24 protein-coding genes are annotated in these 23,813 nt (G+C 56.8%); 6 read left to right on the top strand and 18 right to left on the bottom strand.

Annotated elements, in window-relative coordinates:
* Window positions 1-34 precede the first annotated feature (34 nt).
* The gene (locus BF12_RS22300; protein WP_211242390.1) at window positions 35-550 is read right to left on the bottom strand and encodes a hypothetical protein; all 516 of its coding nucleotides are present in this window, start codon (window positions 548-550) and stop codon (window positions 35-37) included.
* Window positions 551-695: 145 nt separating this feature from the next.
* On the opposite strand from BF12_RS22300, the gene ettA reads away from it, so the two are divergent.
* Window positions 696-2,384, top strand: coding sequence for an energy-dependent translational throttle protein EttA (gene ettA / locus BF12_RS0103915; protein ID WP_051510714.1), 1,689 nt, complete (start codon window positions 696-698; stop codon window positions 2,382-2,384).
* Window positions 2,385-2,581: 197 nt separating this feature from the next.
* Window positions 2,582-3,970 (top strand): DUF2254 domain-containing protein, encoded by a 1,389-nt coding sequence (locus BF12_RS0103910; protein WP_024951136.1) that lies wholly within the window; start codon window positions 2,582-2,584, stop codon window positions 3,968-3,970.
* 101 nt (window positions 3,971-4,071) lie between these two features.
* Here the strand turns inward: BF12_RS0103910 and BF12_RS21540 are convergent, their stop codons facing one another.
* From BF12_RS21540 to ftsB, 14 genes are all read right to left on the bottom strand, one after another.
* Window positions 4,072-4,233, bottom strand: a complete 162-nt coding sequence (locus BF12_RS21540) for a DUF1328 domain-containing protein (RefSeq protein WP_024951135.1) — start codon at window positions 4,231-4,233, stop codon at window positions 4,072-4,074.
* A 362-nt stretch (window positions 4,234-4,595) separates the two neighbouring features.
* The gene (locus BF12_RS0103900; RefSeq protein ID WP_024951134.1) at window positions 4,596-4,979 is read right to left on the bottom strand and encodes a hypothetical protein; all 384 of its coding nucleotides are present in this window, start codon (window positions 4,977-4,979) and stop codon (window positions 4,596-4,598) included.
* Window positions 4,980-4,987: 8 nt separating this feature from the next.
* Window positions 4,988-5,905 carry an LpxL/LpxP family Kdo(2)-lipid IV(A) lauroyl/palmitoleoyl acyltransferase gene (lpxL, locus tag BF12_RS0103895; protein WP_024951133.1) on the bottom strand — a complete coding sequence of 306 codons (918 nt, stop codon included), beginning with the start codon at window positions 5,903-5,905 and terminating at the stop codon, window positions 4,988-4,990.
* A gap of 60 nt (window positions 5,906-5,965) precedes the next feature.
* On the bottom strand, window positions 5,966-7,099 hold the full coding sequence (gene alr, locus BF12_RS0103890) for an alanine racemase (RefSeq protein ID WP_024951132.1): 1,134 nt from the start codon (window positions 7,097-7,099) through the stop codon (window positions 5,966-5,968).
* A gap of 385 nt (window positions 7,100-7,484) precedes the next feature.
* A complete protein-coding gene (locus tag BF12_RS0103885; RefSeq protein ID WP_024951131.1) occupies window positions 7,485-8,867 on the bottom strand; it encodes a TolC family outer membrane protein in 1,383 nt (460 codons plus the stop codon).
* Between the two features lie 413 nt (window positions 8,868-9,280).
* Entirely contained in the window at window positions 9,281-10,255 is a 975-nt protein-coding gene (rpoS, locus tag BF12_RS0103880) for an RNA polymerase sigma factor RpoS (protein ID WP_024951130.1), read from the bottom strand.
* A 61-nt stretch (window positions 10,256-10,316) separates the two neighbouring features.
* Complete coding sequence (locus BF12_RS0103875) at window positions 10,317-11,522, bottom strand: peptidoglycan DD-metalloendopeptidase family protein (protein WP_024951129.1); 1,206 nt, start codon at window positions 11,520-11,522, stop codon at window positions 10,317-10,319.
* 51 nt (window positions 11,523-11,573) lie between these two features.
* Window positions 11,574-12,527, bottom strand: a complete 954-nt coding sequence (locus BF12_RS0103870) for a DUF368 domain-containing protein (RefSeq protein ID WP_024951128.1) — start codon at window positions 12,525-12,527, stop codon at window positions 11,574-11,576.
* The gene (locus BF12_RS0103865; RefSeq protein ID WP_248623616.1) at window positions 12,524-13,180 is read right to left on the bottom strand and encodes a protein-L-isoaspartate(D-aspartate) O-methyltransferase; all 657 of its coding nucleotides are present in this window, start codon (window positions 13,178-13,180) and stop codon (window positions 12,524-12,526) included. The genes BF12_RS0103870 and BF12_RS0103865 overlap by 4 nt, the downstream gene beginning before the upstream one ends.
* Before the next feature lie 264 nt (window positions 13,181-13,444).
* A complete protein-coding gene (gene surE, locus BF12_RS0103860) occupies window positions 13,445-14,191 on the bottom strand; it encodes a 5'/3'-nucleotidase SurE (RefSeq protein WP_024951126.1) in 747 nt (248 codons plus the stop codon).
* Between the two features lie 97 nt (window positions 14,192-14,288).
* A complete protein-coding gene (gene truD / locus BF12_RS0103855; protein WP_024951125.1) occupies window positions 14,289-15,431 on the bottom strand; it encodes a tRNA pseudouridine(13) synthase TruD in 1,143 nt (380 codons plus the stop codon).
* On the bottom strand, window positions 15,424-15,930 hold the full coding sequence (gene ispF, locus BF12_RS0103850) for a 2-C-methyl-D-erythritol 2,4-cyclodiphosphate synthase (protein ID WP_024951124.1): 507 nt from the start codon (window positions 15,928-15,930) through the stop codon (window positions 15,424-15,426). Before ispF ends, truD begins: the two co-directional genes overlap by 8 nt.
* A gap of 109 nt (window positions 15,931-16,039) precedes the next feature.
* Window positions 16,040-16,804: a 2-C-methyl-D-erythritol 4-phosphate cytidylyltransferase gene (gene ispD, locus BF12_RS0103845; RefSeq protein ID WP_024951123.1), complete on the bottom strand. Its 765-nt coding sequence runs from the start codon at window positions 16,802-16,804 to the stop codon at window positions 16,040-16,042.
* Window positions 16,801-17,175 (bottom strand): cell division protein FtsB, encoded by a 375-nt coding sequence (gene ftsB / locus BF12_RS18575; RefSeq protein ID WP_024951122.1) that lies wholly within the window; start codon window positions 17,173-17,175, stop codon window positions 16,801-16,803. The genes ispD and ftsB overlap by 4 nt, the downstream gene beginning before the upstream one ends.
* Window positions 17,176-17,291: 116 nt before the next feature.
* On the opposite strand from ftsB, the gene BF12_RS0103835 reads away from it, so the two are divergent.
* Window positions 17,292-17,606 carry a YqfO family protein gene (locus BF12_RS0103835; RefSeq protein WP_024951121.1) on the top strand — a complete coding sequence of 105 codons (315 nt, stop codon included), beginning with the start codon at window positions 17,292-17,294 and terminating at the stop codon, window positions 17,604-17,606.
* Window positions 17,607-17,662: 56 nt separating this feature from the next.
* Here BF12_RS0103835 and BF12_RS0103830 read toward each other — a convergent pair whose 3' ends face one another.
* On the bottom strand, window positions 17,663-18,262 hold the full coding sequence (locus BF12_RS0103830) for an NUDIX hydrolase (RefSeq protein WP_024951120.1): 600 nt from the start codon (window positions 18,260-18,262) through the stop codon (window positions 17,663-17,665).
* 185 nt (window positions 18,263-18,447) lie between these two features.
* Between BF12_RS0103830 and BF12_RS0103820 the strand changes: the two genes are divergently transcribed.
* A complete protein-coding gene (locus BF12_RS0103820) occupies window positions 18,448-19,080 on the top strand; it encodes a CoA pyrophosphatase (RefSeq protein ID WP_024951119.1) in 633 nt (210 codons plus the stop codon).
* A gap of 116 nt (window positions 19,081-19,196) precedes the next feature.
* Window positions 19,197-19,856 (top strand): 2OG-Fe(II) oxygenase, encoded by a 660-nt coding sequence (locus tag BF12_RS0103815; protein ID WP_024951118.1) that lies wholly within the window; start codon window positions 19,197-19,199, stop codon window positions 19,854-19,856.
* A gap of 61 nt (window positions 19,857-19,917) precedes the next feature.
* Here BF12_RS0103815 and BF12_RS0103810 read toward each other — a convergent pair whose 3' ends face one another.
* Window positions 19,918-21,354, bottom strand: a complete 1,437-nt coding sequence (locus BF12_RS0103810) for an MFS transporter (RefSeq protein WP_024951117.1) — start codon at window positions 21,352-21,354, stop codon at window positions 19,918-19,920.
* A gap of 220 nt (window positions 21,355-21,574) precedes the next feature.
* Complete coding sequence (locus BF12_RS0103805) at window positions 21,575-22,306, bottom strand: class I SAM-dependent methyltransferase (protein ID WP_024951116.1); 732 nt, start codon at window positions 22,304-22,306, stop codon at window positions 21,575-21,577.
* Window positions 22,307-22,718: 412 nt separating this feature from the next.
* Here BF12_RS0103805 and BF12_RS18570 point away from each other — a divergent pair, with 412 nt between their 5' ends.
* Complete coding sequence (locus tag BF12_RS18570; RefSeq protein ID WP_248623614.1) at window positions 22,719-23,753, top strand: lysophospholipid acyltransferase family protein; 1,035 nt, start codon at window positions 22,719-22,721, stop codon at window positions 23,751-23,753.
* Window positions 23,754-23,813: the final 60 nt, after the last annotated feature.

Below are 23,813 nucleotides of genomic sequence, written 5' to 3'. Positions count from 1 at the left end.
CCGCTCTCGCTGCCAATTTGTTAGTCCTTTTATCTTATCTATTCGCGTTTTTTTTCCACCTCGGATTTGCAGCCTTAATTTTTCTATTCAATCGCCTCTTAACATCGTCAGCTGCTTCATAACGAGTATGATAATCGCCCAGCTTTTCGTAAATAAAAATCAGATAATCGCGTACAGTCTCAATACGTTGTCTGGCATGTATTCTACCGACAGACTTATATGCAATCGGATGTAACCGCAATACCGCATACTTCTTGACTAAAGTTTCCTTACTGAATCCTGCGTCTGAAACAAAACGAGATAGCTCGCTATCTGTTAGATACTGTGAATTTGGTCGCTGTTCTAGGCGGTGAATAAGATCGATAGATGAGAAAGAGAGAAAGTCCTCAAATAAAGCCAGGTGCTCAAGATACTTTTTTGTAGTTTCTAAAGCATTACCTGACAACTCAAAAGTTACATAGAGATTTGGGTAATAGATAGGAATGAAATCTTTTACAATTAACTTTCTACGCGCAGCATTAACTACTTGCTCAATAATTTTATGGCCCACATTTTTTTCCTCAATGCTTAACTTTTTGAAGAATAGTAACGAGCATTGATTCCCACAAGGAGAGCTTAACTTTTTTTTTTCTGCCCTGATCGATTATCATTGCGTGAAAAGCCCCATGAAAACTGACCTAGAGGCGTAATAAGTTATGTCCAAAAGTGACAAAACAGGTAAAACAGGTTCATACGTCTATACCATGAACCGGGTGGGCAAGGTCGTCCCTCCGAAGCGCGAGATCCTCAAGGACATCTCGCTGTCCTTCTTCCCGGGTGCCAAGATCGGTGTACTCGGTCTCAACGGCTCCGGCAAGTCCTCGCTGCTGCGCATCATGGCCGGCGTCGATCAGGACTATAACGGCGAGGCTCGTCCCATGCCGGGCCTGAATGTCGGCTACCTGCCCCAGGAGCCGGAGCTCGATAATTCCAAGAACGTACGCGAGTGCGTCGAGGAATCGCTCGCTCACATCAAGAATGCCCAGAGCGAGCTTGATGAGGTCTATGCTGCCTACGCCGAACCGGACGCCGATTTTGATGTCCTCGCGTCGCGGCAGGCCAAGCTGGAAGATCTGATTCAGGCCTCCGACGCTCACAACCTCGAGCGCAAGCTGGAAGTGGCTGCAGAAGCGCTGCGCCTGCCACCGTGGGACGCCAATGTCGGCGTGCTGTCCGGGGGTGAGCGTCGTCGTGTTGCGCTGTGCCGCCTGTTACTTTCAAGCCCGGATATGCTGCTGCTGGATGAGCCGACCAACCACCTGGACGCCGAATCCGTCGCCTGGCTGGAACGCTTCCTCCACGACTACGCTGGCACCGTGGTCGCGATCACCCACGATCGCTACTTCCTCGACAACGTCGCAGGCTGGATTCTCGAGCTTGACCGTGGCCAAGGCATTCCCTTCGAAGGCAACTACTCCTCGTGGCTAGAGCAGAAGGATGCTCGTCTACAGCAGGAAGCCAAGCAGGAAGCTTCGCGCAACAAGGCTATCCAGCAGGAGCTCGAGTGGGTTCGCCAGAATGCCAAGGGCCGTCAGGCCAAGAGCAAGGCACGTCTCAATCGCTTCGAAGAAATGCAGTCCGGTGATTTCCAGAAGCGTAACGAGACCAACGAGATCTACATTCCGCCGGGACCGCGCCTCGGCGACAAGGTTATCGAGCTGCACAATGTCACCAAGCGTTTTGATGACAAGCTGCTGTTTGATGATCTGTCCTTCACCATTCCGCAGGGTGCCATTGTCGGGATCGTCGGCGGTAACGGTGCGGGTAAATCGACACTGTTCAAGCTGGTAACGGGCAAGGATACGCCGGACAGCGGTGAAGTCGTGTTGGGCGAAACCGTCAAGATTGCCTATGTCGAGCAGCTGCGTGATGGCCTGGAAGATAATCAGACGGTCTGGGAAGCGGTTTCCGGCGGTCAGGATATCCTCAACATCAACGGCCATGAAGTCTCGTCGCGCGCCTATGTAGGCCGCTTCAACTTCAAGGGGACTGATCAACAGAAACGCTTGTCTGATCTCTCCGGCGGTGAGCGCGGTCGCCTGCAGCTGGCCCAGACCCTCAAGCAAGCTGCCAACGTGCTGTTGCTGGATGAGCCGTCCAACGATCTGGACATCGAGACCCTGCGTGCACTGGAAGAGGCCCTGCTGGCCTTCCCGGGCTGTGCGCTGGTGATTTCGCACGATCGCTGGTTCCTGGATCGCATCGCGACCCACATCCTTGCGTATGAAGGTGAGTCCAATGTCGTGCTCTTCGAGGGCAGCTACTCGGACTACGAGGCGGACTACCATGCCCGTGTCGGTAACGATGCGCCCAAGCGCATGAAGTACAAGCGTATCGATGCCTGATCAGCAGGTTTGATCAGTTCATCTGAAAAACTCGCTTGATCTAGACGCCTCCACTGGCCTATCGGTGGGGGCGTCTTGCCATCCCGCGCCCTTGCAGTTGCCGACGTGACAGGTCATAACGGTCATAACATGCCCTATGGCGCCTCGTCTCAAGGAAGACTTCATGATCAGAAAGAGCTTATGACCAGGAAAAGCCCATGATCCGCTGGATACAGCAACCTCTCATGTGGGTACGTGCCTACACCACCAGCATTGCCTATTTGCCCAGCTTGCTGGCCACGCTTTACATCACATTGGGGCTATTGTCGGTATTGCCTGCGGGGCTACTCGACCCGTCCTCATTACCCGGCAGTGACTTGCTGAAGGCGCTGACCTTCAAGGAGCACGATACACCTCGTACCTTGCTGGCAGCATTGGTTGGCGGGCTCATCTCGCTGATGGTGTTCAGTTTTACCATGGTGATGAGTGTTCTCACTCAGGCTGGTGCGCAGTTCTCCCACAAGCTATTGCTAGGACTCGTCACTGAGCGTCATCATCAGCTGGTACTCGGCCATTATCTGGGCAGCCTGCTGTTCCTGTTGATCAATTTGATGGTGCCCAACGAAGGCGATGCTCCCACACTGTGGCGTTCACTGGCGGTCTACCTCGGCGTACTGATGATGGTCAACTGCCTGGGCATGTTCATCTATTTCATCCACCAAGCCTCACAGTCGGTGCAGATCAATGCTGTTGCGCGCCGGCTGGCCGGGCGCACTCGGGCCTCTCTCTCACGCCTACGTGAACGTAACCGCGGCAACGGTTATAGCGATCGTGAGGTCACTCGCAACGATGATCACTGCCAACTGCTGCGTGCCCGCCGCCGGGGCTATGTACAGCAAGTGGATTTCGCCGCCTTGCGCGCACTCGCCATCGAGCATGACATGGTGGTGCATCTGGACTTCGCACTCGGTGCCTTTATCGTCAGCGGCATGCCGTTAATGCGCATCGAATGGCCAAATGGCCTGCCGCAGGACTTACCACAAGGTAGTAGCGCCGGAGATGAACTCGATGAGGCTCAGCAGGCAGAGCTGATCAAGAAACTGCGCGCGGCGCTGGGCTATCTGGATGGCGAGTCGGTCGATGACCTTCACGAGCATGGCCTCACCCAGCTGATGGAAGTCGCCATCAAGGCGCTATCCCCCGGCATCAATGACCCTGGCACTGCTCGACTGTGCCTGCATCAGCTTACCGAGCTGCTCAGCGAGCGCATGCTGTTGCCCTCTTGCAACTGCTGCGTCGATGATCAAAAGCGTGTCAGGGTCAGTTGGGCAATGGAGTCATTCGACAGCCTGCTCTATCGCTCTATCTCACCGATTCTGCACTATGGTCGCAATGATCTCTCGATCTGCCTGGCATTGCTGGAACTGCTCAAGACACTGTCATTGTTAGGTGCAGAACCCGGCCATATCGCGCTACTGCAGCAACATGCTGACAAGGTAGTCGATGCCATTCTTGCCCAGGCAGACTTCGAGATAGACCAGCGTTTCATCGAGCAGAGCCTCAAGGCTGGCCATCATCAGCTATCGTTGCCTAGCACGCCTTGGTAAACAGCACATCTGGTTAGAACAGCCGCAACTGCAAACACGAACGCCCGCATCGGTTTATTACCGTATGCGGGCGTTTCTTGTTACAGCGAAACCTGGATGGGTCAGGGCTTGCGGCGTCCTTTAAAGAACGACACCAGAAACAGAATCAAGAAGATGACGAACAGTACCTTGGCAATGGTCGCCGCCGTGCCTGCGATACCGCCAAAGCCAAGAACCGCAGCAATGACAGCGACTATCAGGAAAATAATGGCATAGTTGAGCATGGCAATTCCTTATGTCATGTGAGCAGAAAAAAGCATTACTCACTCATAAGCGAGTAAGTGAAGCCTCATGTACAGATGGCTAATCACTACAATCCATGCATGTGAATATCGTAATAAAATGAAGCCTTGTCAAGGTAACGTTATACTCTCGTTAAGGATATGACCTACTTTTCACTCATAGGGTTGAAAGCATCCTTCGTAAGCCGCACGTATTGTAGTAGGCACGCGACAGGTTGCACTCGGTTGACCGCACGCATGCAAGCTCGGACAAGTGGCGTAACTTATCGAGTGCCGCTCTCCAAGCAAAAAAGCCCCGACAGGCATCGCCTGTCGGGGCTTTTTCATGACAATGAAGACGTGAGTTACAGTGCCGCGATCAATGCCTCGGCATAGGCGATCAATTCCGGCTCACTCATTACTTCAACGCGGTTGAGGCCACTATCGCGACTGGCTGGCTGGCCGTTGCGCACCAGCAAAGTACGCGGATAGCCAGCACCACCAATACGCTCACTCAGTTGCGCATGGGCATCGCTCAGATAGACATCGCGCACCTCCTGCACACACACCGTGACCAGCGGCAAACCACCACGCGCCAATGCAGCATCAAAAGCTGCCAGGGCAGGACGTTGACGCACTGTGCAGTCAGGGCACCATTCGGCAATCTGATTGAGTACGAAGTTATCCCCTGCCGCAAGACGTGCCTCGACGTCAGTTAGCGTAGCGCGGGAGGACAGATCAATGGACATGAATCACCTCAATACAGGGACGGATCGGTTTTTTCGGGACGTGTCTTGAAGCGCCGGTGCAACCACAGATACTGCTCGGGATGCTTACGAATAGCCCCCTCGATAAACGCATTGATGCGTGTAGCGTCTGCCACTTCATCACCGCTCGGGAAGTTTTCCAGCGCCGGCAGATACTCAAGCGTATAGGTCCGGTTATCCGGATTACGATGAAACATCAACGGCATGACAGGCGCTCCCGTCATGCGTGCAATCTTGGCCGTCAGCCTGATAGAGGCAGCATCGATACCAAAGAAAGGAGCAAAGACACTGACATCGCGCCCAAAATCCTGGTCCGGGGAGTACCACACGTTGTGACCGCTCTTGATACGCCGCACCACGCCACGCAGGTCATGGCGATCAATGGCAGCGCCAAAGAAGCTATTGCGCCCACGTGTCATGAAGCGCTCAAACAGCGGGTTATCATGCGGGCGATAGACAGCATCAGCAGGGAAGAATAGCGAGTGCAACGCCCCACCGATATCCAGCGTCGAGAAGTGGACACCAACGATCAGCGCTCCCTTGCCCTGCGCCATCGCGCGCTCCATGTGCTCCTGGCCCTTGAAGGTCACGCGATCTCGCATGTGCTCAGGATCGCGACACCAGCCAGTGGCCGTCTCGAAGATACCGATACCATTGGCATGGAATGTCTTGCGTACCTGACGTTTACGCTCGGCCTCACTCCATTCGGGAAAACACAACTTCAGATTGGTATCAGCGATATGCCGGCGACTCTTGGCAAAGCGCCAAGCCAGCTCACCGATACCACGCCCCAGCCACAGCTTGGCACACCAGGGAAGAAAAGCGGATACCTTCATGGCCCCGATGCCTAGCCAGGCCGACCAGTAGCGGGGATGTGCGAAACTTTCGGGGTAAGTCTTCTTGGCCATGACTCTCTCGTTCAGCGGGCAACGGCCGCCATTGTAGACCGTGCAAGCCTCGCCGTCAGGTCAGGCGTGTGTACTGCTGGCCTCGACACTACTCTCTGCGACCATGCTCAACCGGCCACCGTGATAGAACCTGGGCACTCGCGGCAACACGCCCGTCAACAGGGTATAGCTGATGGTATCGCAGCTGGCAGCGACGCGATTGACATCAAGTCCCTTTCCCCACAACACCACGCGGGAGCCAACCTCTGCCTCAGGAATGCCGGTGATGTCCACTGTCATCATATCCATCGACACCTTGCCCGCCAGAACAGTCTCCTGCCCATCTACCAGTACTGGTGTGCCATCCACGGCATGGCGATCGTAGCCATCACCATAGCCACAGGCGATAACCCCAATACGCGTGGGGTGCTTGGCCACGAAACGGCCTGCATAGCCCACCGGCTCACCGATGGCGATCTCACGCACGGCGATGATGGCGGTAGACAGCGTCATGACGGGCTTGAGACGACGACTGGCTTCATTGGCCCCTTCCAGAGGATCAGCTCCATAGAGCATGATACCCGGTCGATTCCAGGATCCGTGAGCTTCTGGACAAGCCAGTGTCGCAGGAGAATTGGCCAGGCACAGCGGAAGCTCGAGTGACTCGGCAAGTCTCTGAACCGCTGCCAACTGCTGCCGGAAATAATCCGGCGTCAGACTATCGGCAGTCGAAAAATGCGTCATCAGATGCAAATCTCGCGCCTTACCGCTTGCTTCAAGACGCGCCTTGGCCTCAATTGCTTCCGGCGCAGTGAAACCCAGCCGGTGCATACCGGAGTCAAATTTTATCCAGCAGGACAGCGGCACAGACAGCTCGGTCGCTTCCAGCGCGGCCAGCTGCCATTCACTGTGAATAGCACACCAGAAATCATGCTGAGCTGCCAGCGTGTACTCTGCGACCTCAAACACGCCTTCCAATAGTACCACCGGATGCGTAATCCCCCCTTCGCGCAGAGCTAGTGCCTCTTCGATGGTCGCCACGGCAAACGCTGGCGCGAGATCTGCCAATGCATGCGCACATGCTACCGCGCCATGGCCATAAGCATCTGCTTTGATAACAGCTAGCGAGCGCGAGCGTGGCGCTAGATCACACGCGAGCTGATAATTGTGACGCAAGGCATCCAGATCAATATCGGCACGCAACGGGCGGGACATGGAGAACTCCTGGGCAAGAGGTAGGGAGGATGGGCAGTAACACCTGATGGCAACGCAGGACGCTCGTAGAAACGTCATGCCTTGCGGCACTCAATTATTTTCTATTGTTGCGCCAAGGTCACGCTATAAAAAACCAAACTAATACCAAAAAATACAACTAACAACCTGCCTTTATATATAAATACAGTAATTTAAACTATTTGTGCACCAGGATACGAGAACGATTGGTGAGTGGAGTAACTCAAGGGAAATTCCAATACTCCCGGAGCTATCGAGGCGCCGCAGAGTGGAAGCTCTCCAAACGCATGCTCCCCTACAGGCAAGGCCGGCAGGGGAGCATGAGAATCAATCAACGTCATAAACTGCCGATAGTGACAGGCGCCGATCAGGGAGTGCTTTCCAGCTCTTCGCTGTCTTCATCATTCAGGACCAGTGACACCTGACGATCGCTCTTGAGGCTCTCGTTCAGATCACGTACGGCATTGACGTCGATGATACCCGCTGCCTGACGCAGATTGAGCAGGTCCAACACGTAGGTGTAACGCGAGGAAGCGTAGTCGGCCAGCGCCTGATAAAGAGTCTGCTCAGCGTCCAGCACATCGACAATGTTACGTGTTCCGACTTCATAGCCCGAGCGCGTCGCTTCCAGGGCACTACGGCTAGAGACAATCGCCTGCTTGCGCGCCTTGACGGTCAGGACATCGCTGCGAACCTGACTATAGAGCGCGCGAACGCTTTGGGTCGTGGAGCGCTGCTGATCGAGCAGGTCAAACTGGCTCTGCTCAAGCAGATGAGTGCTCTGACGCACCTGAGCGGAAGTACGCCCACCAGTGTAGATGGGCAGAGACGCTTCGATACCAATTTGATTGGACTCCTGATATCCACCGGTGATATCAGCATCATTGTCATCATAGCTATAGGTCGCGAAGGCACCTACTGTCGGCAGATGACCAGCACGCGATGTCTTCACATCGCCCTTGGCGACATCAACACCTTTCTGAGCAGCACCAATCAACGGATTGTTGGACAGCGCCATTTCTACCCACTTGCCGCGGCTAGCCGGCATCGGAGCTTCAATGGCAAGATCTTCTTCCAGACCATCGATGGAATCGTACTGCTGCCCGGTCAGCTGCTGGAGTGCCTCGAAACTCACCTGCAGGTCTGCTTCAGCCGCAATGCGCTGAGCGCGTGCGTCATCGTAGGAGGCTTTTGCTTCCTGAACATCCGTGATCGCAATCAGGCCGACTTCAAACTGCTGATTGGCCTGATCCATCTGACGGGAAAATGCCTTCTCCTGGGCGATACGCGCATCGAGAATGTCACGGTTGTTCAGAATGGTGAAATAGGCCGATGCCACATCATACAGCAACTGCTGCTGGTCAGAATCCAGCAACAGTTTTTGCTGACGCGTGGTGTCCTTGCTGGTAGCCAGCTCATACCAGTCTGCCGCATTGAATAGCGTCTGGTTGGCATTCACCGTGACACTAGAACTTGTGTAGTCACCTTCACCGCTTGAGCTACTCGAGCTGCTGATGGAACTCTTGGTGACATCGGTGCGCGACACTGAACCAGTGGCAGAAATCTGTGGCAGCAAATCGGCCAACTCGATTCTCTCATTGTCACCGACGCTCTGATAAAGCGAACGTGAGGAAGACAGGCTAGCGTTATGGCTCAAGGCGTCTCTTGTGATATCAAGCAGATTGGCAGCCTGAGCCTGAGTCGTAAAACCCATCGCTAGCACCAGTGGCAGTATGCGTATGTTGGCCATTTATGCGTATTCCTGATCGATGACAGTCGTGACCTGCATGATGCACAAAAGGCACCAGAGCAAGGTGAAAGAAAGTGTTTCACGAGCCGGCTGATTGCCTGCATCAGCCCTGCTCAAGCGGGTCGTGGAAAAGTGAGCCTCAGTCTAATCGTCGCTCTGCAAGGCGTCCAGTTAGTTGGCTAACTTTATGCACGATACAGCGTTTCCATACGGACAACAGTGAGACGCGTGCTATCGCGCAGAAAACAGGACTGCCGCATGCCAAGTAGTAGTGACACTTGTCATGAATCAAGCCTTGATACCAGTGACCTTACCTGAATAATAATCAGGAAATATGAAAACGGCCCGCCCAAGTTCAGGGCGGGCCGTTTCAATGATGGCCGTCACAGATTAGAAGGCAAAACATCACCGGTTCACTCGAAGATTGATTCCAGCGACAGTCCTTGCTTCTCGAGCATGCGTCGCAATTTCTTGAGCGCCTCGACCTGAATCTGGCGCACACGCTCTCGCGTCAGACCAATCTCCTCGCCCACCTCTTCAAGCGTGGCTGCTTCGTGGCCACGAAGGCCAAAGCGGCGTACCACCACTTCCATCTGTTTTTCGGTCAACTCCGCCAGCCACTCATCAACATGTGCCTTGACGTCGACATCAACCAGACTGGACTCGGGGCTGGTATCGTTTTCGTCTGCAATGGTCTCAATCAGTGGCTTATCGCTCTCACCACCCATAGGGTAATCGACCGAGGAGACACGTTCGTTTAGGCCCAACATTTTCTTGACTGTGGCTACTGGCTTGTCGAGAAAATCTGCAATCTCTTCGGCCGTCGCTTCGTGATCAAGCTTCTGAGTCAGTTGGCGCGCTGCCCGCAGATAAATATTGAGTTCCTTGACGACATGGATCGGCAGACGAATGGTACGCGTCTGATTCATCAATGCTCGCTCGATAGTCTGACGAATCCACCAGGTCGCATAGGTCGAGAAACGGAACCCGCGCTCGGGATCAAACTTCTCCACGGCACGAATCAAACCGAGGTTACCCTCCTCGATAAGATCAAGCAGCGACAAGCCTCTGTTCAGGTAGCGCCGCGCAATCTTGACCACCAGGCGCAGATTCGACTCGATCATGCGCTGACGACCGGCGGGGTCACCCGCCTGAGCCAGACGCCCGAAGTAGACTTCTTCCTCGGGCTTGAGCAACGGGGAGAAACCTATCTCATTGAGATAGATCTGAGTCGCGTCCAGGCTTTGGTAGTGCTTGCGCTCCTCACGGTTCAGGGCACGCTCAAATGCGGCCTCTTCCGCCTCAGCCTCAAGCGTATCGTCTGCCTCGACATCATCGAGAGACAACTCCGCCTCAGCCTGGTCGATATCCTTTTCCAGCATGCTCATGTCGATACCCCGTTGTCTCTGGTCTGATGCCAGGAACTTGTTGTTGTGGCAGCGGCGGGAATCAGCGGTTGGGCAAGAACTTCAGTGGGTCTTTCGGCTGCCCATCCTCGCGAATCTCAAAGTGCAGCTGCGCGCGCTCGGCGTCAGTCGCTCCCAAGGTGGCAATCACCTGTCCAGCCTCGACGACATCATTCTCCGATACTCGAAGACTGTCATTGTGGGCATAGGCACTCAGGTAACGGTTATTGTGCTTAAGGATGATGAGGTTACCGTAGCCGCGCACCCCACTGCCTGCGTAAACCACAATCCCCGGCCCTGCTGCCTTGACAGGTTGCCCCTTTTGACCAGCGATATCAATGCCACCCGTTACACTCTTGGACTCACCAAACTTGCCGATGATTTCGCCTTGCGTAGGCCACTGCCAGTTAACGTTTTTTACAGGAACATACGTTTTCTTGGCCGGAACAGCCTTGGGCGTGGCGCCAGCGACATTCGTACCTTTTTCAACCGTATCGTCGGTATTTTTCACGCTAGCAGCAGCCTTCTCACGCGCCGCTTGTGCGGATGCAGCAGCCTGATCTGTCTTTTCCTGTGCTGCCTTGCGCGCTGCGGCCTGAGCAACTGCTGCACTGCTGCCGGCGTTATTGGACACATTTGAGGCAGCAGAATCTGCAGCCGATGTATTGGAAGCGACCGTGTTAGAGGCAGTAGAACTGGCCTGAGACACGGAATCATTAGCAGTACGGGCAGTTTCTGCAAGCGCCTCTTCACTGCCTTCCTGATAGATCGGGCCTGGCGCCGTTCCCGCTGCTGCGGCAGCTCCTGTAGCTGCTGAAGAAACACCACCAGCACCCGTGGTCAATGACTGAGCCTGGCCTGAGCGTTGTTTCTGTTGAGCGATCGCGGATTCATCCGGCGCCAACCAATCCGGCACTTCCGTGCCTGTAATATTGCCGTTATCACCACTGCCTAACCCCGTTGCGACCACTCCGGTACCCGCCGCCACATTGGCGGTACTGGTACCACTAGCGTTCGCTGGCAATTGTGCCTTGGGATCCAGACGTAGCGTTTGACCCGGCTGCAGGGTGTAAGGCGGATTCAAGCCATTCATCCGCGCCACGTCACGGAAGTCCTGCCCACTCTGCCAAGCGATGCCATACAGCGTATCGCCACGCTGAACGGAATAGGTGTTTGACGTGATGCGAGCATTGCCACCGGTAAGATCCTGAACCTGTGGCCGCGTGGTAGCCGTACTGCAAGCCGCCAAGCTCCTAACGCCAGACCTGCCAGCGTCAGCCTGATTCCCTTGTTCATCCTGTCATGCATGTTCCTGCTCCTTGCGGGAATTCTTGGAAGAGTCATCTGGGCCGGAGCGCTCTCCGGCAAACCAGACCAGCAATATGCCAGCCAGCATCACAGCGAGCGCGGCCCATAATTGGGCAGGCTCTCCCGTGATGCTGGTATAGGTGTCCGGCATCATGAATTGATAGTCCAGCGGTACCTGCTCACCCTTTGGCCCAATACGGTAATCGGTAATCGTGCGCCACGGCCAGAGTACCGGCAGCGACCCGAGGATAAAGCCGGTCAAGAGCATCAGTGTCGCGGTGTGATGGTGACGAAACAACCATGACAATACACGCGAGAAGGTAAAGAGGCCTATGGCACAGCCACTGCCAAACAGCAGGATGAGCTGTACATCGAAACTTTTGATGCCCGTCATCACGGTGCCGTACAGGCCCATGGTCAATAGCAGGAAGCTACCGGACACACCTGGCAGCAGCATTGCACTGATGGCAATAGCGCCCCCTGCCACCAATACCCAGGAACCATCAGTCGCGGCAGGCAGCAGGCTTGGCAGCTTGCTAGCCAGTACCAGCCCCAACGCCAACCAGATCAGATATCCCGCCTTGAATTCGGTCATGCGCCGCGCCACGATCACGCCGGAACACACGACCAGCCCGAAGAAGAAGGCATTAAGCAGTAGCGGCTGAGCATCCATCAACCAGGTGACCAGGTGCGCCACCGTGATCAAACTGGCAAAGATACCGACGACCAATGGCAGCAGAAATGCCAGGTTCAGGTGTTGCCACAGCGCCTTGAAACCGTCCTTGCGCCATACGCCAATGGCAGAAGGCCCGAAGCGCTTGATGGTATCGATCAATTCTTCATAGATGCCGGTTACAAAAGCAATCGTGCCGCCGGATACCCCAGGAACCGCATCGGCGGCGCCCATGCCGGCCCCCTTGAAGAACACACTCAATGCTCGTTTCACCTGATCACTCCTTCGAGCAACGGCACGAAACGTACTGCTTCGAGCCGCTGAATATCCTGAGTGTCGCCGACGTGGCGCACTCGTGTCAGCCATTGGCGATCACTATCATCTTCGGCCAATGGCACAATCATCACACCGTCCGGTGCCAACTGCTTCAGCAACGCCTGAGGTAATATGGAGGCACATGCCGTCACCACTATCAGGTCAAAGCCTTCTGCCAGCCCTTCCCAGCCGTGGCCACCATCGGCATGGCGCAGCTCCACGTTATCGAGCCCGAACCAGTCAAGCCGCTGCTGAGCGCGCAGGTGCAAGGCAGCAATACGTTCAAGCGATGCGACATGACCCAATAACCGCGCCAGCAGCAAGGTCTGATAACCCGAGCCAGTACCGACCTCAAGCACGCGGCATTCCTTTGATGGACGCGGCGCCGCAGCCAGTGCCAGCTCCGTCATGCGCGCATGCATATACGGCTGGGAGAGTGTCTGCCCTTGCCCCAGCGGCAACGCAGTGTCTTCATAGGCCCGGTGCGCCAGCGCCTCATCGAGAAACAGATGGCGCGGCTCTTTGGCCATCAGTGTCAGCACTCGCTCATCATGAATCCCGGCGTCTTCCAGACGCGTCACCATGCGATCGCGAGTCCGTTGCGACGTCATGCCAATACCGCTGAGCTGTGCCGTGTCCGGCCGCCTCAATCGCAGTACACCCTCACCGTCGAGCGAATGCCCTGGCATTGTGTCTGACTGCGAATGAGGAAAACCGTTCTGATACGCGTCCTTCATGGCATCCATTTACATCCTGTCGGCCGACGCCCTGGCGCCGGGTTCTCTGATCATTCTGTGGCCAAGTACTCTTTGTCGGCGCTAATCACTGCCCCTGCCAGCTAACCCTTTGTCGGAGCGGTTCAACAAAGCAACGCCTCAGGCCAGCGCTTCAAGCCACTGTTCAACGTCATGTCGCGCAGTATGAGAGGTCAGGTCCGTCATCAGTGGCGTGATGGAGACATAGCCGGCGGCCACCGCAGCGAAGTCAGTGTCATCGCCATCATCGATGCCCTCACCTGCCAGTGCTATCCAGTAACGCGTGCGCCCACGTGGATCATGCACGGCAATCGGTGCCCCTGCTGGCCCTCGGTGACCCTGTCGCGTGACGCGGAAGCCACGAATCTCACTCCACGGCAGATCCGGCACATTGACGTTGAGCAGCGAGCGCGGCGGCAATGCCAATGTTTCGGAGGCACCGACCAGACTTGCCGCCACGCGCCCTGCCGTCTCGAAATGGGTCTTGCCGCACAGTGACATCGCAATCGCCGACATACCGAGCGAACGCCCTTCCATCGCGGCAGCCACGGTACCGGAATACAATACGTCGTCCCCCAGATTGGCACCGTGATTGATCCCTGAGATCACGATATCCGGCTTTTCATCCCAGATACCGTTGACCCCCAGATAGACACAGTCGGCCGGCGTGCCATCGACGCTATAAAAACCATTATCCATCGCCGACAACATCAATGGACGACTGAGTGTCAGCGAGTTACTGGCCCCGGAGCGATCACGATCCGGGGCCACGACGCGAATACGCGCCTGCCCCACCAGCGCATCATGTAACGCCTTGAGGCCTGGGGCATGCACGCCATCATCATTGGAAAGCAAAATCTTGCGCATCATCTCGCCCTTTGGTGATCGTATCGGTATCGATTGATCGTCACGAGGCCATCGCGACTGATCAAGATAGCCTCGTGACTGATGCTACTGACTGACATTACAGCAGCGGATGCGTGATCAGCTCACGTAGTAGACCGGTCGCAAAGCTACCGCGCGGCAGATCAAAGTACAGCCAGACGCTGGCATCACTGCCGGCGTCGCTGGCCTGGACAGGCGTCACATCCCATTCAAGGCGCGACTGACTCGGTATAAGACGCAGCGGACGGCGCTCCGTCTTGACCCCGGCCTGCTCAAGCCCGGTACATAGTTGCGGCCAGCATTTCGGTAGCGCCTGTTCAAGCTCAGCTACCTGTGAGTGAGTCTCAAGACGCCCGGTGCCCCAAAGTGGCCCAGTGGGATGGATATCTCCACTCGCCAGTCGCGCCGTCAACGTCTCGGCAGACTCACTACCGTCAGTCACGAAACGAGAGCCGGTACCATTGAGCGAGAACACCTCACCTGTCAGCGCCGTGGCCCAGCAGCGTGATTTTATCCGCGCGCCTAGCACCTCGTTGAACAGGAAGCTACGCGCGGTCGACAGCAGCATGCCGCTACGATCATCACGCTTGCGCCAACCTCTCACCAGCACCGCTCGGGCGCGCCCGAGGTTATGGCCTTGATGGCCAAAGCGCTGCGGACCGAAATAATTAGGCACACCCTCACGAATCAAGGTCTCCCAGCGTGTGATGAAATCAGGATGCGCTATCGCCTCGCCACTGACTCTCAGCGCAAAGCGATTCCCACGATGCACGCCACGCTTGAGCTTGCGCGGGTGACGAACGCTGGCAAGCACCCGTACACCGAGCTCAGCCAGAGCATCGGTGAGCGAAGCCGGCGCCTCACGCCCAGGCAACCATACCGAGACCCACTGCTGCGTCACAGCCTGCTTGTCCTTGAGGCCCGCAATACCGATATCACGCGGCGCAACCTCACACAGATTCGCCAGGTGACGGCAAAGATCATCAGTGGTCAGACCGCGTTTCTCGACCCACAGCCACTGATGCTCACCGTGACCTTCAGGCACGAAATCCATCAGCTCGGTGACCTGGAAGTCCTCCGGCGATTGACGAAAATGTCCCGCGCCCAGCGGGCCACCATGCGCATGTGGCCAACGCTGCATCAGCTCAGCTTCCTTGACCCATGCCTCACTGCCTGCTGATTGAAGCTCGGCGAGTGCCTCCGTAAAGAGCGCCTCAGACATGCTGGCCTCCACGCTCAGTCGGCAGTAGACCCAACAGCACTACGGCCTCGGCAGCAATGCCTTCCTTACGCCCGGTGAATCCCAGCTGCTCGGTGGTAGTGGCCTTGACGTTGACCACCGCCAGTGGCACACGCAGATCTTCAGCGATCACTTCACGCATGGCCTGTATATGCGGCGCCATCTTGGGGGCCTGTGCCATCAATGTCAGATCGACATTACCCACACCGAATCCGGCCACATTGACGAGGCCGACCACGTGACGCAGCAAGCCGCGGCTGTCAGCCCCCGACCACTCACTGTCGGTATCCGGGAAATGCTTGCCGATATCTCCCATCGCACACGCACCCAGCAGGGCATCGCACAAGGCATGCAAAAGCACGTCACCATCGGAGTGCGCGACAAAGCCGCGCTCGTAGGCAATCTTCACACCGCCGATCATCAGGTGGTCGCCCTCGCCAAAGCGATGCACGTCAAAGCCATGCCCGATACGTAGCGCCATGGGTACATGGCCTGCATGCGTAGCAGGGATAGAGGATGGCTGTGCAGAGGGTGTCTTGGCAGAGTCAGTCATAGCGTTGCGGTCAGTCATAGCGTTGCGGTCAGTCATGTCAGGCAGGCGTCCGGGAACTGTTGGCAAGTGCCTCACGCGCCGCCAACAGCAGGCGGGCCATGGCGAGGTCTTCTGGATGGGTGATCTTGAGATTGTCACGGGCACCAGCAACCAGCAGTGGCGACCGGCCACAGGCTTCAAGTGCTGATGCTTCATCGGTGATGAACGAAGGATTCGTGCTCAGGGCGTCGCGCAGCGCCGTGCGCAGCACTCCCAGCGAGAAAGCCTGTGGCGTCAGTGCATGCCATAGGTTTTCTCGTGATTCAGTGTGCGAGATGTGAGGGCTCTCTACTACCGTGCTGACCACGGCACGCTTCATGGTATCGCTGGCTGGCGCCGCCAAAATGGCGCCGTCACGCGTCTCACGTGCGGCAGCCACCAGTGCACGAATATCCTCTTCACGCACACAGGGGCGCGCGACATCATGCACCAACACGAGATCGTCTTCGCTTGCGACCTCGCTCAAGCATTCAAGGCCTGACAACACGCTGTCTGCACGCTCACTGCCGCCATCAGCGCGCAACCAGTCCTGCCACGGCACCATGGATGGCAAGAAATAGTCATCGTCTGCCCCCAACACCAGACACAGGCCGGCCTCGGGTAGCGCACGTTGCAGGGTGGCAAGCGTCGCCTCAAGCACGCAGCAGTCTGGTGCTAGTTCAAGATACTGCTTGGGCCGATCAGCCTGCATACGACTGCCAACCCCCGCGGCAGGTACCAGGTACCACACGCGCGCTACCGGAGCAGAGGCACTCAGCGTCATTGATTGAGCACCTTGGGCAACCCTTCTTCCAGTCCCTTGCCTTCCAGCGCACCCTCAGCCACCTCATCGGGTGACGGAGCCTTGCGCTCGGGCACTGCAACATTGGGTACCCACAGGAACTGCTCGTCCTTGCGCACCATGCCGAGGTCGTTGCGCGAACGCTCCTCGATCGCCGCCAGACCATTCTTGAGGTCGACCACCTCGGCGCCCAAGCGCTGGTTGCGATTATCCAGCACCGCATCTTCCTTGGAGAGCTGTTGCACACGCGCCCGAATATCGAATAATTCGGTGATGCCATTTTCGCCCCACCACAACCGGTACTGAAGCAGCACCAGCAGTAATAGCAGTGAGATATTGATCCATTTGAGCATGGCAGTGTCCTTGGCCGTTGCAGCGGGCATTATGCCATCATCATGGGACGCGGCGTAGGCTCTGCTCGCGCAAGCATCACGATCATCCGCTCACGGTCTTGAGAGAGGAACCCGACATGTACAAGCTGGCTTTCTTTGTTCCCCAAGACGCATTGGAAAGCGTCAAGGAGGCCGTCTTTGCGACCGGTGCAGGACGCATTGGCGACTATGAAGCCTGCTGCTTTGAAACCTATGGCCACGGGCAGTTTCGCCCACTGGCGGACGCTAACCCACACATCGGCACTCGCGGTACATTGGAGCGCGTCACGGAGATCAAGGTAGAGCTGGTATGTGAAGATGACATTATCGCCACCGCCGTGGCCGCACTGCGCCTGGCGCATCCTTATGAGGAAGTCGCCTTCGATTGCTGGCGACTGGAAACCACCTTCTGACAAGCTTCCAAACCCGTCATTCTTCGCGGTTAAATCACGAAAACAGCTGCGACACATCAAGACTCAGGCAGATACGTGGTGGCGAAGAAACGCTCACGGGTTTCGAGATCGATCTGCTCGGTATGCATCGGATAAGTCGCTGCAGTACCTGTCGCACCCAGCGCTTCACGCGCTCGATCTTCAAAATAACGGCGTAACGTCACTTCCATGGTCGGAAAGGCCAGCGACTGCCAGGGAATTTCGTCTTCCGCAAACAAGGCAACTTCAAGGCTTTCAACACCGGCAGAAAAGTCACTGATCAATGTGGCCCGAAACAGCATGTAAACCTGATTGATGTGCGGTAGATCAATCAAGGTATAGAGGCCCTTTAGTTCAACCTCGGCACCGGCTTCTTCACGGGTTTCGCGCGCGGCGGCTTCTGCTGTCGTCTCGGCATTTTCCATGAAGCCAGCAGGCAGCGTCCAATAACCCAAGCGCGGTTCTATGGCACGGCGACACAGCAGCACCTTGCCATCCCGCACCGGCAACGTCCCGGCGATGATACGGGGGTTCTGATAATGAATAGTGCCGCAGCTATCACATAGATAACGCAGGCGATCATCGCCTTGTGGTACTGCCAGACGCACCGTCTCGCCACAGTGACTGCAGTAATTCATCCGCTCTCCCGTGAAGCCCTTTTGGCCTCTGCTGATGGTGTAGTGCTGGTCATGGTGACCATCATGACGCTGATCATCCTGCTGACCACGCTATCGGCCAAGATATCCACCATTATGAGGTATCCGCATTCGCCTTGACCGACGCGACGCTAGCGCCACAAGATGGAGACCACAGAGGAATCGACATGCTAGAAGCCCTGCGCCAGCGCTTGCAAGCTCATGACCCGCACATCTCGACGACCAACGACCAACCGCGTGCTGCAGTGCTGATCGCGCTGATCGATCGCCCAGAACCCACGCTGCTACTCACACGTCGTGCCAACCACCTTACCCAACACCCGGGCCAGGTCGCCTTCCCCGGCGGCAAAGCCGAGCCTCATGATATCAGCCTGCTGGCGACTGCGCTGCGCGAGGCCGAGGAGGAAGTCGCGCTCCCGCCGAGTGAGGTCGATATCTTCGGCCAGCTCAGTGAGGTGATTTCTCTGCACGGCATGGCAGTCACGCCCTTCGTGGGACGCATTCCGGCAGACCTGCCACTGCGAGCTGACCCCGGCGAAATTGAACGAATTTTCGAGATGCCGCTGAGCATGCTGCTCAGGGATGAGCGAGAACACACTGATGTCATCACCGTGGGCAATGAAAAGTGGTACGTGCCCAGCTATCGGGTAGCTGACCAGGTGCTATGGGGGCTATCGGCGATGATGCTGGTAGAGCTGATGGCGATCGGCTTCGGTCATACCATCAGTCTGCAGGTACCGCCACCAGCCGGTGCACCGCTACGCCATCTACCACCGCGCCCTCAAGCCCCACTTGGCTAAGCCGCCGACCGTGGTCTAATTAGCGGGTAGTTGATAAATAGACGGCCCGCGCGTTGCGTAGATATGCGCGCTCCTCTATAACTCCTCGCCCATGCTATCCATCTTCGGAGCGCACAATGCCTGCCGCCCCCGCCTCTCTGCTGGACCCTATCGCGTTAAATTGTCTGATCGACGAGCTGGTCGAGCATGGCTATAGCGTGCGCCCGAATTTTTTGCCGGCGCACTTGACTCGTCAGTTGAACGGTGAACTGCTGGCACTGGAAACGCAGCAACGCTTGACCGCAGCGGGCATCGGCCGTGGGCACGAACATGATCTTCGACCTGACATTCGCGGCGATGCCATCCGCTGGCTAGATCGCGAGTCACGTGCGCAACGGGCCTATCTAGAGGCGATGAATGTACTCAAGGATGAACTGAATCGTGCCCTTTACATGGGTCTGTTCGAGTACGAGGCGCACTTCTCTCACTACCCCGTCGGCAGCTTCTATCGCAAGCACCTGGATAGCTTTCGCGGGCGTGGCAATCGCCTGATCTCGAGCGTGCTGTATCTGAACGAGCAATGGCCAGCCGATGGCGGTGGCGAGATAGTGCTGTATGACCCACAGGATGACAGCCGAGCACTTGCACGTGTCACGCCCGAGGCAGGCACCTTCGTATGCTTTCTATCGGAACAGGTGCCCCACGAGGTGCTGCCTACTCACCAGTCACGCGCTAGCGTGACTGGCTGGTTCCGACGTAATGCATCGCAGGGCAATCTGGTCGATCCATCGCGCTAGTCCTGCAAATCAGTCACGCAAATCAGTCACGCAAAGACATCGTGGATTTTTCATGAGGCGTCTACCCCTTTTGAAGGTGCTGCTCATCAAGCGCCTGCTGGCCCTGCAGTACCTGTGCTTCCTTGACCTCGATCTCCTCAAGGCTGTCCAGCGATGTCTCGGTGATCAACTCCGGCATATCGGCCACTAGCTCACGCGTGACCTCAACCAACGGGTCATTCGCCTCAGCATCGCGCAGGTGCTCTTCGGCGGCTTCAAGCAACTCAGGCCCGACAGCAAGCTCGGTACCCAGCGGCGTCTGCGGCGCATGCGTCTCGAAAGGTGCCAATGGCTGGGGTGCCGGGCGCATCACTCGGCGCCAGACGAAGAAGGTCAACATCACACCACCCATCACCGCCAGACTCAGTGCCATGCCGGGCATCGCGCCCATTCCTGCCATCGGCAGCGAAACGATTGGCGGCGACAACGTCGAACCCACTGCATTGATCAACAGCAGCCCTTGGCTCATGCGTACCAATGCGCCTGCAGGCGCGCGGTCCGCGGCATGACTGACGGCGACCGGATAAAGCGTAAAGGCGGCACCACCCAGCATGAACAGGGTCACCAGTTGCGCACCACCTTCGCTTGCAGGCCCCATCAGTAGCCCTGCCAGTACCACGATGGCGACCGACAGGATGATCAACACCTGCTGACGATCATGACTATCTGACCAGCGGCCAATGGGGTATTGCAGCAACATTCCACCCAATACGACCAAGGCCATTCGCTGACCGATCTCAGCAGTCCCCAGCGCCACCTCTCCTGCCGCGACATCGCTCAGTGCCAGCGGCAGCAAGCTGTAAAGCACTGCCACTACCACTCCCGACGCCAGGCAGCCAAAGACCCCTGTCGGCGTGATACGAATCAGACGCCATGGACTCAACGGTTCGGACTGCTCGATCAAGGGTGAAACACGCGGCAACAGTACCAGCGGCAGCACCGAAGCGGCCGCCAGCATGGCGACCAACATGAAGGCAGACTCCAGACTCAGCACTGCCGTGACGCCCAGCAATAGCTGACCCAGTACGCCTGCGCCGTAGAGCACGATCATGTATAGCGCCAACAACCGGCCACGTACGGCAGGGTCTGATGCACTCAACAGCCAGCTTTCAATCACCAGATAGACACCCACCAGCGACCAGCCAATCATCATCCGTAGCAAGAACCACACGACAGGGTGATCACTCAAGCCCATCGCCAATGCCGCGACTGCGACCAACGAGGCAAAACAGGCATACGCACGGATATGACCGATGCGCAGGAGCAGGCGATCATTGATCAATGCTCCGAGACCAAGCCCCAGGTAATAGGCGGAACTGATAAGTCCGATCGCTTCACTGGACACCCCTCCTGCCGAGAGGCGCAGGGGCACCAGCGAGGTCAGCATGGCGTTGCCGATCCCCAGTAACGCAAGGCCAAGCAAGGGAGCGAGGGACATCAGTAGCAGGTGACGGGGCATGACCATTTCCTCGGCCGTACGCCGAAGCGCGGCCAACCTGTAACGCATTGCGCGAAAAACAACGGGAAGGTAAATCCACCCTACGAGAATACGTCAGGGCGCCGGCAATATAGAGACAGTCAGCGTCAAAAACCAAGCCTTTTTGCATCATTCTTGCCAAGCCCTATCGCAGCACCATCGCGTACTGGCGACGCAATCACCTGGCATGCTCGTGCACCGGTCAGCACTGAAGGTCAGGAAGGCGGAAAATAGTGCAATCCGACGCGACCTGCTGATACTCCAGGCCGTGCTCGTTGGCTAACCACTGAAAGGTCGCCGGGCTGAACAAGCAGACGTGAGTCGGGTCACGTAGATAGTGCCAGCGCCTCAATGCCTCATGATCGTCAAAGGCCGGTTGCGTCATGACACCCAGCAAGCCACCGGGCTTGAGGCACTTCAGCCATTGGCGAAATACTGCGCGTGGATCATAAAGGTGCTCAATGACCTCGGTGGCCACGATGAAGTCATGCTGGCGAGCCAAGGGCGTGGGATCAGCATGGTAATAGAGGTCGTACAGCGCCATCGGATGGCCCACCTCTACAAACATCCGGGCCAGCGCAGGCCCGGGACCACAACCGAAATCCAGCCCACTGGCCTCTTCCGGGAGACGCTCGCGCATCGGGGAAAATAGCCGAGTGAGAAAGCGACGATAACGCGGATCATCCGGATCATTTTCGTGCTGATCGTAAACATCCCGTTCAGCCTGAGCATCCAGCCGCTGCGACGGCGCAAGATAAAGCAGATGACATACATTGCAACGCAGATAATCTCTTTCATCTGCCGAGGGGCGCTTGCCCGTCAAGGGGCAAGGTTTGCGGCGCTGCACCAGATGCAGCACATGCTCGCTCGCCGTGTCATCACACAGCGGACAGCAGTGATCAGCAGCAGAAAGTGTGGCGTTAGGGGATGACATCAAGACTCCGCGGCGGTTACCAGAGATATCGACAGATAGGCTGTCAGACAAAAAGCACGAAAGATAAACGCCGGCGGGCAAGCCAAACGCGACCATTACAAGAGAGACAGCGACAAGAGAAACAATTGCAAAAGGGACACATAAGCGAATGCGCGTAAGCTGATAGCCATTCATCACTGATCACCACACGCGCTTTATCTAAATAATACTGCCTGCTGGAATTGCGCGCACGACTCGAGTCGCAGCGTATTGGCAATTCTGCTTTGTTGATGCCTGCAGCCCGCATTACCCTCTGGCACAATGGTTGCCATCGGGCAGCGAAATAGCCGCGGGTCTGATGCCACAGCTCAATGCTCTGCAGACTGACAAGCGCGATATATCACGCAAGACCACCGGAATCTCATGTGTGACGATGGAAAAAACTCTCAAGCGTTTTGAAAAGATCATGGAACAGCGCCTTTCACCTCTCAAGGCCAACGCCGTGGCGTGGCTCTGGAAGCGTCTTTCAGGTTTGACGACACCCCAGCTGTGGTGCATGGCACGGCCATTGGCACGTGTAGTTCAACTCCTCAATCCTCGTGAGCGCAGGGTTACGCGGCGCAATCTTGGCCAGGCATTCCCTGCTCTGGATAAAGGCGCTCGTGCACAGCTTGTGACCGAGAGTCTTGCTCACTCCACTGCCACCATGCTCGAACTGGGCAAGGTGTGGCTGGGAGACGAAGACGCCGTACGTGACAGCATCCTCGAAGTGCACGGGCGCAATCTACTCGATGACGCACGCGCCGAAGGCCGTGGCGTAATCGTGTTGGCACCTCACTTCGGCAACTGGGAAGTCCTCAACTTCTGGCTTTCCAGCCACTTCCCGTTCACTGCCATGTATGAACCACCCAAGTTCGAACGCCTCGACCCTATCATTCGTCATGGCCGCGAACGGATGGGTGCCAGTCTGGTGCCTACCAACTCGCGCGGCGTAGCGGCTTTGCTCAAGGCGCTAAAGCGCGCTGAAGCCATTGGCATCCTCCCTGACCAAGAACCCGGACGGGGCAGTGGCGTGTTCGCAGACTTCTATCGTCGGCCAGCCTATACCGCCACCTTGCTTCCCAAGCTGGTTGCTCGCACCGATGCGCGCGTCATCACGGGAGTTGCCCAGCGGCTTGAAGATGGTCACGGTTTTGCCATTCACTTCCTCGCGGCAGATGAAGGCGTGTATGACGAAGATGAGGCAACATCAGCGCGCGGTGTGAATGCTTCAGTGGAAGCTGCGATTGCTCTGGCACCTGCGCAGTATCAGTGGGAATACAAGCGCTGGCGCAAAAGCCCGGAAGAGATAGCAAAGCAGTCTGGCTGGCGCGAGAAGCGCTTCTATCCTCGCGATGACTCATGGCTATCTCTCAAAGGCTGGCGGCGTCATCTCAAACGGCGCCGCCGCAACGCCTCCCAAGACTGATACCGCACTGGCGCGATGATCGGCGGGCTTCCAGACTGACCACGATACCGTGATGCCTTG

The organism is Cobetia crustatorum, from assembly GCF_000591415.1.
In the GTDB taxonomy this organism is placed as follows: Bacteria; Pseudomonadota; Gammaproteobacteria; order Pseudomonadales; family Halomonadaceae; genus Cobetia; species Cobetia crustatorum.
This window is presented reverse-complemented; position numbering and strand designations above follow the sequence as displayed.